The organism is Paraburkholderia sp. 40 (assembly GCF_050434105.1).
Classification (GTDB): Bacteria; Pseudomonadota; Gammaproteobacteria; order Burkholderiales; family Burkholderiaceae; genus Paraburkholderia; species Paraburkholderia tuberum.
In genome coordinates this window covers 1,771,663-1,783,799 of record NZ_JBNPVY010000004.1, presented here as the reverse complement: position 1 = coordinate 1,783,799, position 12,137 = coordinate 1,771,663, and the positions used below count along the sequence as shown (strand labels likewise).

Here is a 12,137-nt window from a genome sequence, read left to right as displayed (position 1 = left end):
CGCGCGCTCAGATCAGATCGGGGCTGATGGCGGCGCGCAACACCGCCTCATCTTCGCCGTTGCGCTCGCGGCTCTCGATCCACCAGATGCCGGCTTTTTTCAGTGGCCAGCTCGCGCGGCTGTCGCCGAGCAGTTGCGCGGCGACGTGGCCGAGCGTCGGTTGATGGCCGACGATCACCACGGTTTGCGCGATGCCGCCGGGCCAGCCGGCCGCTTCCAGGACGTCGTTCGCGCTCGCGTTCGGCGCGAGTTCGCGCACGACGCGGTACTGGTCGCTCAACGTCTCGGCGGTCTGGATGGTGCGCACGGCGGGGCTCGCGAGTATGACCGCGTCGTCGGGCAAACGGGCGCGCAGCCATTTCGCGGCGTTCTGCGCCTGCTTGCGGCCGCGCGTGGTGAGCGCGCGGGAGAGATCGCTCGCGGCGACATCTTCTGCTTCGGCGTGACGCCAGAGGATCAGGTCCATGGGAGTCTCCTTTTTGAGCGGCTTGGGATGGCGTTGCGGTGGGCTTGCGCGTCTTCGCAGCGAGGTACCTGCCCAAGCACTGTCGCATGCGCGGGTGATGATTTGCAAGGCGAGTGCCTGACGGGTCGGCTGTCGGCGTCCACGTGAACGCGAGCCAAAAAAGCAAAAACCCGCGAAGCCGGAGGCTTCGCGGGTTTCGACCTGCTTTTCGTGGTCGGAGCGATAGGATTCGAACCTACGACCCTCTGATCCCAAATCAGATGCGCTACCAGGCTGCGCTACGCTCCGACGAATCCGGGAGTATAGGGGGTGCGGGCAGGAGCGTCAATCCCTTGGCGGCCCCAACCGCACGGGCAACGACGTTCACCGTAGCGGGCTCGCGCGGGCCTCGCGGTGGGCTATATACGCCCCATCAACAGCAGAACGATCACGATGATCAGCACGACGCCGACGAGTCCAGTCGGCCGATAGCCCCAGCCGCTGCTATACGGCCAGCTTGGCAACGCACCGATCAGCAGCAGGATGAGCACGATTAGCAGGATGGTTCCGACGGTCATGGCGTTCTCCTTTTGAGGGGGCCGCGAAATCGCTGGCCGCATCTTCACGCTGGTTTGGCGCACGCGCGCCGCGACAATTGATGCGGCGCGCGTCTGTTGCTGGGTCGGAATCAGCAAGGCATGTGCCCATCACCCGTTAAGCTCGATGCAGTGAGGCCTTGGACGAAGGCGCAGAAGGAGAGAGCGACGCAGGAAGCGTCGTCGTTCGATGTATGTATGCCCAAAGAACCGGAAAGGCGTTGCGCACGTCCAGCGGACCTCGATGCGCGCAGGCGCCGCAACGCCGGTCATCGCGTCATCGAGCGGACGCGCGACTGAGGCACCGTGACATGCCGGTGCCGCGGCCAGAGGCCATTCGGTCCGAGTCGAAGATCACCCGCATCAATGCCTTGGACGCCTCCAATGCGGCATATGTAGATGCTGATGCGTCCAGTGATGCAGCATGCCCTCGCCATCGTGTTCACGCCGGTAGGCCCGCGATTCGAAGATCGACAACGCCACCAGCACGATCAGGCCTATTGCGAGCCCGATCAGGCCCGCGATCGATTCACCGTCCATGGCAGTCTCCCGGTAGGTTCAGCCATGAAGCCATAGTAGCGCAGGTCCGGCGAAATCTCACGAAATGGAACGGGCGACGCACAAGGTGTGTGATGGCGTCGCGGAACGCGCTTTGCGGTTAGACTCTCGGCGCGCCGGCGGACGTCCGCCATCGCTTTGTCCCGGAGACGATTGCAAAATGACCCGCGTTCTGACTCTTGCCTTGCTGTTGTGTGCCGGCGTCGCCGGCTGTGCGGACAATCCGTCCGCGCATCGCGGCAGCCCACCACATGATCCCGCCGACTACCACGGCGTGCCCACCGACGATCGGCCGCCCGCGATGGTGCCCGCGCCCGTCGCACAGTGAGCGCTCGCTGAAGTGAAAACGATCGGGAAAGGGCGGGGAAAGCGAAGCACCGGCGCGGGCACGCCGGCACTTCTGACCCGTGCCGACTGTTCGCGCGGAGAGCACGGGCTGAGAGCATTCTAGGACGCGCTCGTTATGCGATATGTATGCGCTTGTTTCAAGCCGTAACGGTCTGTCGTCCGCCGAATAGCCAACGGTGCCCAGCGCACCGCGCTAGGCGGCCGCAATCCCCCGCGACACGCCCGGCAGGTAACGCGCGAGCGTTGCGCCGCGCGTGGCCATGAAGATCAGCAGCGCGATCCACAGCCCGTGATTGCCGTGCCACGCGAGCAATGCCGACGACGCCGCCACGAACACCGCAAGCGACACCACCATCGACATCATCAGCTCGCGCGTTCGCGTCGCGCCGATGAACACGCCGTCGAGCAGGAAGCCCCACACCGAAATGACCGGCGACAGCGCCGCCCACGGCAGATAGGTTTCGGCCGCGGCACGCACGGCGGCCTGATCGGTCAGCCGCTCGATGATCCACGCGCCCGCGCCCCAGTACACGCACGAGAAGCCGATCGCGCCGAGCGCCGACCACAGCGCGGTGACCTTGACCGCCTGCGCGAACGCGTGACGATCGCGCGCACCGATCGCCGCGCCGACCAGCGCCTCGGCCGCGTGCGCGAAGCCGTCGAGCCCGTACGCCATGAAGGTCTGGAAATTGAGTAGCAATGCGTTCGCGGCGAGCGTCGCGTCGCCTTGCCGCGCGCCGAGATGCGCGAACCAGCCGAACGACGACAGCAGGCACAGCGTGCGCACGAAGATGTCGCGATTGAGCACGACGAGCCGCTTCAGCGCGGTGGCGTCGAACAAGGCGGCGCGAGTCAGCGCGGGCAGGCCGCGCGGCCTGCCGTGCCATAGCAGCGTGAGGCCGAGGGCGAAGCCGAGCGCGTCGGCGGTCGCGGTAGCCGCGCCGATGCCGGCCACGCCCCAATGAAACGCGTACACATACAGCAGCACCGCGGCGATGTTCACGCTGTTGATGAAGACCTGCGACAGCAACGCGAGCCGCACCTGCTGCGTGCCGAGCAGCCAGCCGAGTATCACGTAGTTGCCGAGCGCGAGCGGCGCGGCCCAGATGCGCGCGTGGCAATAAATCTGCGCGTGCCGCTGCACGGCGTCGCTGCCGCCGATCGCCCGCAGCGCATAGTCGATCAGCGGTTGCTGCACGAGCAGCACCAGTGCGCCGATCGCGGCCGCCATCAGCAGTGCGCGCACGACGGTGTTGCGCAACTCGTCGCTGCGGCCCGCGCCGTGCGCCTGCGCGACGAGGCCGGTGGTGCCCATGCGCAGGAAGCCGAAGCCCCAGAACACGAAGTTGAAGAAGAGCCCGCCGAGCGCGACGCCGCCGAGGTAAGAGGCACTGTCCAGATGACCAGCGACGGCGGTGTCGACCGCGCCGAGGATCGGTTGCGTCAGATTCGCGAGGACGATCGGGAACGCGAGCGCGAGCACCCGGCGATGCCAGCGCACCGGCAGCGTCGGCGCGCTGGCTGGGTGTGCGGCGGTTTCGGAGGGCGCGGCGGGGGGCGTACCGGCATCGGGCGTCCTCGCGTCGTTCAAGAGCGCTCCTGCACGCACACCCAAGGCGAGACGACGACCGCCCACAGCTCGGGGTCGCGCGCGGCGAAATCGGCGGCCGTCTCCGACTGCACGCGCACGACGAGGCCGGAGGACAACCATTGGGCGACCCGGGTGGTGTCGTCGTTGGCGATTGCTTCGGCGACGCTCACGAGATCGAGGTCGCGCGCGACGTGCAGCAGTATGCCGCGCGCGAAGAAACGTTCGAGTTCGCTCCAGCCGATCTTGGCGGTTTCGCCGAGCAGCTTCGCATAAAGGGGTCTTTGGGAGGCGTCGTTGGAAGTCATCGTGGGCAGGGGCGGACGGGGCCGTCACTATAAACTATTGGCAAGGAACGACGGGCCGCGTGGCGGCCTTGCGCAACGCGCCGGACGGCCTTTTATGCAGCGCGGACTGAATCGGATTCTGAACCTGGATGCCGGCGGATTCAACGACGGCGGCACACGAGGCGTGCCGCCCATCAGCACCGGCCATTAATCGTCCGAATATTCAAAACTGAAACGAGTTTGAATGCGGTTTCACTATTGTCGGGGGAATTATCAATGTTAAAGATTTCACTATTCGCGAATTTGTTGTGAAGACGTATCGGCGCTTATTCGGAAGAGTTGCCGCGACTAATCGATGCGTTACGTGCGTTTCCGCACCAAGTTAATATTCGCAAGCCAAAGCGGCGTTATTGCCGAATGAGTTAGTGTTATTCGGCCAGACGTCTTTCCTCTGCCGGTTTGGCGGGGCTTTCCGCCGATAGCCCAGGAACATTAGCCGGTGCGATACTCCGACATTCCTGGTTTGAATGATTTGGCGTGTGGAGTATCCCAGCTGCGGCGCATTAAGCCGGTCTGATTCCGACATTTCCGATTCACGGATTGCGGAATCCGTACGCCGTGTAACATTGGCCGCAAAATTAATGCATTGCGCTTGGAAATACAGATTGTTAGATTTCGTTCTGGCGCATGGTGAACCGGTCCTTTGCCGATATGCGCCGAACCCCCGTTAGCCCGGCCTCGTGCCGGGCTTTTTTTTGAATGGATTTACGCGGATGTTTAACCTGCCGCCGCAGCGATCTTCACCGCGAATTCAATTCACATATGCGGCCGATGATGGCGGATTATTTTTTCGGCGCGAGACTCATGACCGGGGTGATCATTTTTGTCGGCGTGTGGCTAATCACGCTCGCGTTGCTGGTGCGCTTCGCCGCGCGCATCGATCCGCGCTCCGGGCGCTGGCGACGCCGCTAAGCGGTGACGCTCTGCCGCTCGGCGGCCACGTGTGCCGCACGGCGCGCTGCCTTTACTGCTTACAGCGGATGACCATCGAACGGTTTTTCACATTCGCGCCGAAAATCCCACCGATCGTGCCGCCCGACGTCGCGCCGTTGTCGACGTCTTTCGAAACCACGTCGTACCCGTAGTTGCCACAGGTTTCGCCTGCGCGCTTGTAGCACTCGGCCCAGCTCGTGCTGGCGTCGCTGCCGCTGCAGTTGATCGCGAAGCCGGTGTCGCCGCTCGGCAGATAGGTCATCGTGGTCGTGGTCGAGCAGCCGCCGAGGCCGCCGAGCGTCAGGAGGACAAGACTGATCGTTGCAGCCGTCGCGACGCGCGCCAATGGGCTTTTCATTTCAGATTCCTTGCAAAAAACGGAAGGGCGTGGCGCGCACCCACGCCGCTTCGAATTGAGCGTTTATAGCACGGCGGGTTCCCGCGCCCGCCGTCTAGCGTGGTGGCAGTTCTTTCGACGGATCGATCGAGCGGCCCTGGTATCGCAGTTCGAAATGCAGCATCACGCGATCGGTATCGGTGTCGCCCATTTCGGCGATTTTCTGGCCGCGCTTGACCGATTCGCCCTCCTTCACCAACAGCGCGCGGTTATGCGCGTAAGCGGTCAGATAGTCGGCGTTGTGCTTGAGGATCAGCAGATTGCCGTAGCCGCGCAGACCGTTGCCCGCATAGACGACGGTGCCAGGCGCCGCCGCGACGATGGGCGTGCCGGCCGCCGCGGAAATATCGATACCCTTCGAGTTGCCGCCGTCGAAACTGCGGAACACCGTGCCGTCGGCCGGCCATACCAGCGAGATCGGCGCGGGCGCGGTCGCCGGCGCAGTGTCCGCGGGCGCAGGACGCGGCGCGGCCGCCGCGCTCGCGCTGCCACTGCCACTGCTGCTACCGCCGCCGCCGCTGCGGATCGCGCCGCTCGTCGACGCCGCGCCGCCTGGCGGCGCGACGCGCAGCACCTGGCCGACCTCGATGCTGTCGGGATTGGTCAGATTGTTCCAGCGCGCGATGTTCTGCACCGATTGCCGGTTGCCGCGCGCGATTTTCGACAGCGTGTCGCCCCGTTCGACCCGGTAGTAGCCCGGCCCCACCGGCGCCGACCCACACGCGGCGAGCAGCGCGAGCAATGCCGCGCAGCCGAGTCGTTTGATTCTTGTCGTTTCCAGCATTGGACCTCGCAAAGCACTGCCGCGCGCGGATCCCGATCACGCGGCACAGACAGACAAAGCGTTCGATTCTAACGGTTTTGTGTTGCGCCCCCCGGCGAGGGGGGCGAAGTGGCGGGCGGCCGCTTCGAGCGGCTCGCCGCGGGCGTCGGCGTATCAGCTGGTCGTCTCGACGGTAATGCGCAGTGCCGCCGTTTCGGTTTGTCCCGGCTCGAGCCAGCGCAAACCTCGGCCGTTGTGGATCGCATCGGGCAACCCGAGCCACGGCTCCACGCAGTAAAAGTCCGACTGCGGCGTTTCAGTCCACGTCGTCACCGCGTACCAAGGCACCGAGCCGGGCCGCTGCAGATCGATCGTGATCACGCGATCGATGCCCGGCGCCTCGACCCTCACCGGTCGATCGGGCGTGCCGGTCAGGCAATGGAAGCGGTCGTAGATCCGGTCTTCGTCGAGCGTGTAGCTCGCTTCGCCCGGCTCGGCGGGGCTGATCGAGCCGTCCTCGAGCTGACGGCACCGCTCGGTGCGCGGCAGTTCGATCGTCGTCTGCGCGCGCTGCGTGTGCGGCAGCGTGAAGTAGAAGTGATGGCCGGCGTAGTAGGGCAGGCGCGCGTCGCCGGTATTGGTGGTGGTCAGCGTCACGTCGAGCGTGCGCGGATCGATGAGCTCGTAGGCGGCCTCGAAGCGGAAGCCGAACGGATAAGAGCCGCGGGTCGCTTCACTGTCGGTTAGAACCATCCGCAGGCCGGCGCCATGCACGTCGGCGTGAGGCTCGAACGGCAGGTCGCGCGCGAAGCCGTGCATCGGCAGCTCGCGCACGGTGCCCCGCGCGTCACGCCAATAGCCGATCTTGCCGTCGACGCGATGACGGCCGAGAAATGGAAACAGCAGCGGATTGCCGCCGCGAATCCGCGCGGGCACGCTCCAGTCGGCGTGCTCGGGCCAGTGAATCACCTCTTCGCCGTCGATCGTCCACGAAAGCAGACGGCCGCCGGCTTGCGGCGAAAAACGGAGCACCGAGGCGTCCTGGGCGATCTCGAGAATGTCCTGTTCCGGGGAGAGGGGCATGGTCAATAGCTAGCCAGATAGAGGTTGAGGGTCGCGCAAAGCGGCCGCGTGGGTCGGCCGTCGCATCTGCATCGAAGCGGCGTTTTGCGTCATTCGCTGCGACTGCGTGTCGCGCGGCGAAACCGCGATTTTGCGCTGCTTTGCGCTACGGGGAAACCCTTCCCGGGAAATTGCGGGTGTCGGAAAAGGGCGAATCCTATTGATAATCCGTCTGAGCGTCCGGTCCATCCGACTCCCGGGCGAATCGGCTCAGGAGGCATCATGGATCTCGCAATGGCAATGGCGGTGGCCTTATTCGGTATATTCACCGCCAGCACGTACTACTTCTTCCACTCTCTCAAGCGCTGATCCGCTGGTTTCATTCCCTGCTTTCGCAGCACGCGCGCGACGAATCCGCCGCCCGCTTTCTTGCTCTCGCGTAACAACGGTGTCGAGTTGTGACGCGGCGCGTCAATATCTCTCCGAATGTCGCCTAACCGCTTGGCGCTGGGTGTGTAGCCAGGCATAATCGGTGCGCCTTTGACGCGCCGGCTCCCCTTTTGTGCGGCGCGCAGTTCCCGACAACTTTGCTTACAAGGACCGCCGCGTGAACCTGTCGTTTCTCATTTTTCTGAGCGTGCTGCAAGGCGTTACCGAACTGTTTCCGGTGAGCAGCCTTGGCCACACGCTGCTCGTGCCAGCCGTGTTCGACATGCATATCGACAAGCATGCACCGCAACTGCTGCCATTCCTCGTCGCCCTGCATCTCGGCACCGCGTTCGCGCTGCTGTGGTACTTCCGCGCGCGCTGGTACGCGCTGGTGCGCGGTTTCTTCGCGTCGCTCGGCGGCCGCCGCAACGACGACGGTCACATGATGTGGGCGCTGATCATCGGTACGATTCCGGCGGGCCTTGTCGGCCTCGTGCTGGAAAAGCGCCTCGAGGCGCTTTTTCATGATCTGCGGATCGTCGCGATTGCGCTGATCGTGAATGGCGTGCTCCTGTGGTTCGGCGATCGTCTGCAACGCGCGCGCGCGCATCAACCGCCGGAAAAGCTGACGTTCCGCCAGGCGTTCTTCGTCGGCCTCGCGCAGATCGGCGCGCTGATTCCGGGCTTCTCGCGCAGTGGCCTGACGATGATCGCCGGCAATGCGGCCGGCCTCACCACCGAGAAAGCCGCCGAGTTTTCGTTCTTGCTCGGCACGCCGATCATTTTCGCGGCTGGCGTACTCGAACTGCCGAAGCTGCTTCACGCGCCGAGCCAGCTTGCCGACGCGGTGCTCGGCGGCGTGCTGACCGCGATCGCAGCGTACCTGAGCGTGCGTTTCCTGATGCGCTATTTCGAAGGCCGCGGACGTCTCGCGTCGTTCGGCGCGTACTGCGCGATCGCGGGGATCCTGTTCCTCGGCTGGTTCATGCTGCATCCGCAGCCGGTCTGAGCGCGCCGGGCGATCGGTTATAATCCGCGCCCGGTTGGTTGCAGGTCAGTTAGAATTTCAGTTTGTGGGAAATCGGGCGGCTCGCCGCGAGTGCCGGTTTCATGCAGATATCGATCCATACGGCAGTAGCTCAGCTGGATAGAGCATCGGCCTTCTAAGCCGAGGGTCGGGGGTTCGAGCCCCTCCTGCCGTACCAATAAAATCAGGTGTTTAGCCCGGTTTTGATAGCCGGGCTTTTTGCTTTCTGGAATCCGTGTAGGCACTGTGTAGGTAATCTCTAGCGACACGCGCTGGTGTAGCGTCGCGTGTCGCCAACTGGCACGAGCGGGTATTGCTGATCTGCCCAGCGCAGGCAAAGTTCGCGTCTAGTTGGGAAACGGTCAAGTCATCGCGCATGGGGTGCCCCGTCCGCTCGGACCATCAGGCGCCCGGCACGATAGCAAAGGCGTAGCGCCGCCGTCTCTGCGTGTAGCATTCACGCGGGCGCGCGCGAAGGGGGCAGAAGGTTCACCGCATCACTCTGCGGAGTACGCGGAGGCAACCCAAACCCGGCAGTCTGAGACTTGAGGAAGGCTTCCCGACACCGTGCAGGCAGCCTGCGAGGTGATGATCGACCACCCGACTGAGCGTCCGCTATCGGCCGATTCGCCTTTCCATTGTGAGTCGACGTCCGCTGATCGCATCTGTCGCCGATCGGCCAATTTCGGCCACTCGACGCCTTGGCTGTAATCGTCAACAATCGAACTCTTCGCGCTATGGCCGCGAGGCCGGTGCAACATTCGCAACTCGACGTCTAAATTCGAACTAAACGAAACTATGGAACCGCTTATTTCTGTTGCCTGGTTGCAAGAAAACCTGACAAGACCGGACCTCATTATTCTGGAGGCAGGCCTGCCATCGGCGGTTTCAGCCGGTGCAGTACCACCGCCTGAGGACGAGGGAATTCCAGGTTCCATATACGTTGATCTCAATAAGTATTTCGCAGACGAGGATCAGGTTTTACCTCACATGCTAGCCACACCATACAAATTTTCGGAGGATGCGCAGGCGCTGGGAGTAAATCAAGACCATACGATCGTTGTGTTTGATAAGTTTGGCATTTACGCAAGCCCGCGACTGCGGCTCGCATTCAAGGCCATGGGCCACGACAAGGTCACGGTGCTCAATGGCGGCCTGCCTGCCTGGCGAGCGACCGGTCCCACGAGTTCACCGAGTAAGTCCGGCTCGCGCAGACAGCCAGGCAACTTCATTGCGAACTTTCGACCGAGGGTGTTTTGCGACGCTGAATCTGTCTGCAAAGCGATGCAATCCGCTGAGCATGCGATTGTCGATGCGAGGTCTTCGGGGCGATTCAAGGGAACGGCTCCAGAGCCACGTGCGGGCCTGCGCGGCGGACATATCCCAGGCGCAGTAAATATGCCCTTCGACTCGGTACTCGATCAAGGCGTTATGCGTTCGGCGGACGAATTGCAAACCATCTTCGATAGTCATTCTTTGGCATCGAAGCGACTCATTTTTAGTTGTGGCTCCGGAGTGACGGCGTGCGTTCCCGCCCTAGCGGCGGAGGTGATCGGCGTAACTGATATAAAGGTATATGACGGCTCTTGGTCTGAATGGGGTGCCCGCCATGACTTGCCAGTAACCACCGACTGATTGACACGCTAGTCCCGCTTCACTGACGGGGAACCGTTCGAGGGGTAGCGTTCGAGTCGGCTCTCGCAGGGCAAGCCATTACGCGCTCGAATGACCGTTCAAGAGAAATGCGAGCGGCCGGAACGGGTCGGCTACGGAAGTTCGACGCGGAGGTGCGGCCGACGATCACCGGAGGCCGCTCGATTTCCGGGATCGGCCGAGGGTGTGTCAAAACTCGAAACTGCCAGGTTTTCGAGTGTCGCTTTACCCCTCCCCACGTGCCGCGAAGCCGATACAGCGCGTTCTGGTGGGTCGACTTTCGCACTCGACTACGAAGCAGCACGTTTTGACACACCCTCGGCCACAAGCGGTCGCTCATCGATGCGGTCATCTTGCCATTCGAACGTCGCTAGCGACATCGGGAACAGCCTTTGAGATCGACCGGCATGTGCACCGGGGAATCAGATGTTTGTCCGAGCCTTCGGTGAAAGCGTCCGATAGTCATTCTTTGAGCATGGCGGCCCCGGCTCCGAGACTGTTCGCGCCTTGGCGCGGCAGGCACACGGTTAACACGGCTTAAGTTGGAATCCGAATCGCGTCGATAGCGCCGTGATGTGCCTGCCCTGCTGCAACAAAATTCAGCGCACAACAGAGCGATGATGCGCGCGACACGTTGAGACGGTTGTCGGCGAAATGGCACAATAAATTATTGGCGCCTAAGCGCGCGGAGCAGGCAAGCGGGGCGCTCAGTAATGAATTGTCAGCGGCTCGGGATAGTGTTGCGTGAGCGAATAGGAGCTTTCGGGAGACCAGGCTTCCAACGTCTCCTGACCGGGCGAGCATCGGCCGCTTATCAAGAAAGACATAAACGTCGTCTGGACTGAGTAAGTGTCGCCCGCAATATATACGGTCGCATCGACTCCTTGTCTGACGATTTGGGATGGCCGTACTTGCGAGGTCGCGGCAGCGGTCGGAGTGATCAGCGGGCTGCCACTGCAGTCTGATGTCGGATATGCAGAGAAGTCGCCCGCCCATTGAAATTGCGACGCTGAATGCTGACTACCGTTACTGATGCTTACCCGTTGAATCGGAGCAAAAATCACCGCGCCGTTCACGAGAAGAACAGTGCCAAGCGGCTCATAGCTAATCAGCGGCCCCACCACCTTGCCTTGGCTGTCAAAGACCTTCGGGGTGCGTTGCCCACCCCGTTCGCCGCTTTCCCTACCGCCTGACCCGCTTCCGTCGAAGCCGTAAGACAAAGTCGCCATACTTAGGGCGAGGAGAGCAGCCACCAGCACTTTGCGCACTTGAACCTCCATTGTCAGTGATGCGGCTAGGGTCGGGACTGAGCCGTTGCGGACCATCACGAACTGAAACGTACTCCGTCTAAAGAATAGCTGCTGGCCTCGCGCAGGCATGCCGATGTCTCCGCGTTTCGCGCCATTTTGCTGTACGGTCGTGGCCACATGTCGCGGGCCCGCATTCCTGACGCTTCCTGCAGGTCAACGTGGGCCACGACAAACGGCATCCGCCGTGAGCCTGGGCGAGCTCGAACGGTTGCATTCGAACGGCTCGGAGGACCGCTAGCTGCTGCTAGTGATCGCCCGCCCGGCGGCGGGACAAGCCAGCGATTGCCTCCATCCACGGAGCTGGCCGGCGAGCAAACGAGGCGTGCTTCTGTTTTCGCCCAGCATCCGCTCTCCGATGTGACCAATCAAATGGCCGGTGGACCTCGGAAACTGCCGTCAAGGTTGTGCAGGCTCTACGTCCGCAGTGGGTCGAGTACGGCCGACCGCATCGGGCAGCAGTCGGCCGAGGGTGTGTCAAAACGTGCTGCTTCGTAGTCGAGTGCGAAAGTCGACCCACCAGAACGCGCTGTATCGGCTTCGCGGCACGTGGGGAGGGGTAAAGCGACGCTCGAAAACCTGGCAGTTTCGAGTTTTGACACACCCTCGGCCAGGAAGTGTCATTCGCCGCTACTGTTGACCAGACATTTAGACGTCGGTTCTGCAGCCGCCAGCGGCCATTGG

The 12,137-nt window shown here is 62.9% G+C and carries 12 protein-coding genes and 2 tRNA genes; 4 read left to right on the top strand and 10 right to left on the bottom strand.

The features are described 5' to 3' along the window. Positions 1 to 7: 7 nt before the first annotated feature. The 4 genes from OKW28_RS29885 to OKW28_RS29870 all read right to left on the bottom strand — a co-directional run bounded on the left by OKW28_RS29885 (position 8) and on the right by OKW28_RS29870 (position 1,581). The gene (locus tag OKW28_RS29885; protein WP_018421227.1) at positions 8 to 466 is read right to left on the bottom strand and encodes a SixA phosphatase family protein; all 459 of its coding nucleotides are present in this window, start codon (positions 464 to 466) and stop codon (positions 8 to 10) included. Between the two features lie 211 nt (positions 467 to 677). Further along, positions 678 to 754, bottom strand: a tRNA-Pro gene (locus OKW28_RS29880). Positions 755 to 864: 110 nt separating this feature from the next. Beyond that, positions 865 to 1,023: a DUF3309 family protein gene (locus tag OKW28_RS29875; protein WP_090801093.1), complete on the bottom strand. Its 159-nt coding sequence runs from the start codon at positions 1,021 to 1,023 to the stop codon at positions 865 to 867. A gap of 381 nt (positions 1,024 to 1,404) precedes the next feature. Continuing rightward, complete coding sequence (locus OKW28_RS29870; protein ID WP_018421224.1) at positions 1,405 to 1,581, bottom strand: hypothetical protein; 177 nt, start codon at positions 1,579 to 1,581, stop codon at positions 1,405 to 1,407. Positions 1,582 to 1,759: 178 nt separating this feature from the next. Here OKW28_RS29870 and OKW28_RS29865 point away from each other — a divergent pair, with 178 nt between their 5' ends. Then, a complete protein-coding gene (locus OKW28_RS29865) occupies positions 1,760 to 1,927 on the top strand; it encodes a hypothetical protein (RefSeq protein ID WP_167368601.1) in 168 nt (55 codons plus the stop codon). A 213-nt stretch (positions 1,928 to 2,140) separates the two neighbouring features. Here OKW28_RS29865 and OKW28_RS29860 read toward each other — a convergent pair whose 3' ends face one another. From OKW28_RS29860 to OKW28_RS29840, 5 genes are all read right to left on the bottom strand, one after another. After that, on the bottom strand, positions 2,141 to 3,538 hold the full coding sequence (locus tag OKW28_RS29860; protein ID WP_429450960.1) for an MATE family efflux transporter: 1,398 nt from the start codon (positions 3,536 to 3,538) through the stop codon (positions 2,141 to 2,143). After that, complete coding sequence (locus OKW28_RS29855) at positions 3,535 to 3,843, bottom strand: DUF2288 domain-containing protein (protein WP_429450958.1); 309 nt, start codon at positions 3,841 to 3,843, stop codon at positions 3,535 to 3,537. The genes OKW28_RS29860 and OKW28_RS29855 overlap by 4 nt, the downstream gene beginning before the upstream one ends. Positions 3,844 to 4,846: 1,003 nt before the next feature. Further along, the gene (locus OKW28_RS29850; protein WP_429450956.1) at positions 4,847 to 5,173 is read right to left on the bottom strand and encodes a hypothetical protein; all 327 of its coding nucleotides are present in this window, start codon (positions 5,171 to 5,173) and stop codon (positions 4,847 to 4,849) included. A gap of 94 nt (positions 5,174 to 5,267) precedes the next feature. Continuing rightward, the gene (locus OKW28_RS29845; RefSeq protein WP_429450954.1) at positions 5,268 to 5,996 is read right to left on the bottom strand and encodes a peptidoglycan DD-metalloendopeptidase family protein; all 729 of its coding nucleotides are present in this window, start codon (positions 5,994 to 5,996) and stop codon (positions 5,268 to 5,270) included. A 153-nt stretch (positions 5,997 to 6,149) separates the two neighbouring features. Next, complete coding sequence (locus OKW28_RS29840) at positions 6,150 to 7,058, bottom strand: aldose epimerase (protein ID WP_429450953.1); 909 nt, start codon at positions 7,056 to 7,058, stop codon at positions 6,150 to 6,152. A gap of 586 nt (positions 7,059 to 7,644) precedes the next feature. Here OKW28_RS29840 and OKW28_RS29835 point away from each other — a divergent pair. The 3 genes from OKW28_RS29835 to OKW28_RS29825 all read left to right on the top strand — a co-directional run bounded on the left by OKW28_RS29835 (position 7,645) and on the right by OKW28_RS29825 (position 10,128). Then, positions 7,645 to 8,475, top strand: a complete 831-nt coding sequence (locus OKW28_RS29835; protein WP_429450951.1) for an undecaprenyl-diphosphate phosphatase — start codon at positions 7,645 to 7,647, stop codon at positions 8,473 to 8,475. Positions 8,476 to 8,594: 119 nt separating this feature from the next. Beyond that, positions 8,595 to 8,671, top strand: a tRNA-Arg gene (locus tag OKW28_RS29830). 620 nt (positions 8,672 to 9,291) lie between these two features. Further along, positions 9,292 to 10,128 (top strand): sulfurtransferase, encoded by an 837-nt coding sequence (locus OKW28_RS29825; RefSeq protein WP_429450949.1) that lies wholly within the window; start codon positions 9,292 to 9,294, stop codon positions 10,126 to 10,128. A 725-nt stretch (positions 10,129 to 10,853) separates the two neighbouring features. Here the strand turns inward: OKW28_RS29825 and OKW28_RS29820 are convergent. Beyond that, positions 10,854 to 11,414, bottom strand: coding sequence for a hypothetical protein (locus OKW28_RS29820; RefSeq protein WP_429450947.1), 561 nt, complete (start codon positions 11,412 to 11,414; stop codon positions 10,854 to 10,856). Positions 11,415 to 12,137: the final 723 nt, after the last annotated feature.

Bases quoted from the DNA above. Each gene is read 5' to 3' on its own strand.
- OKW28_RS29885 (WP_018421227.1), bottom strand. From the start codon at position 466: ATGGACCTGATCCTCTGGCGTCACGCCGAAGCAGAAGATGTCGCCGCG.
- OKW28_RS29875 (WP_090801093.1), bottom strand. From the start codon at position 1,023: ATGACCGTCGGAACCATCCTGCTAATCGTGCTCATCCTGCTGCTGATC.
- OKW28_RS29870 (WP_018421224.1), bottom strand. From the start codon at position 1,581: ATGGACGGTGAATCGATCGCGGGCCTGATCGGGCTCGCAATAGGCCTG.
- OKW28_RS29865 (WP_167368601.1), top strand. From the start codon at position 1,760: ATGACCCGCGTTCTGACTCTTGCCTTGCTGTTGTGTGCCGGCGTCGCC.
- OKW28_RS29855 (WP_429450958.1), bottom strand. From the start codon at position 3,843: ATGACTTCCAACGACGCCTCCCAAAGACCCCTTTATGCGAAGCTGCTC.
- OKW28_RS29850 (WP_429450956.1), bottom strand. From the start codon at position 5,173: ATGAAAAGCCCATTGGCGCGCGTCGCGACGGCTGCAACGATCAGTCTT.
- OKW28_RS29845 (WP_429450954.1), bottom strand. From the start codon at position 5,996: ATGCTGGAAACGACAAGAATCAAACGACTCGGCTGCGCGGCATTGCTC.
- OKW28_RS29840 (WP_429450953.1), bottom strand. From the start codon at position 7,058: ATGCCCCTCTCCCCGGAACAGGACATTCTCGAGATCGCCCAGGACGCC.
- OKW28_RS29825 (WP_429450949.1), top strand. From the start codon at position 9,292: ATGGAACCGCTTATTTCTGTTGCCTGGTTGCAAGAAAACCTGACAAGA.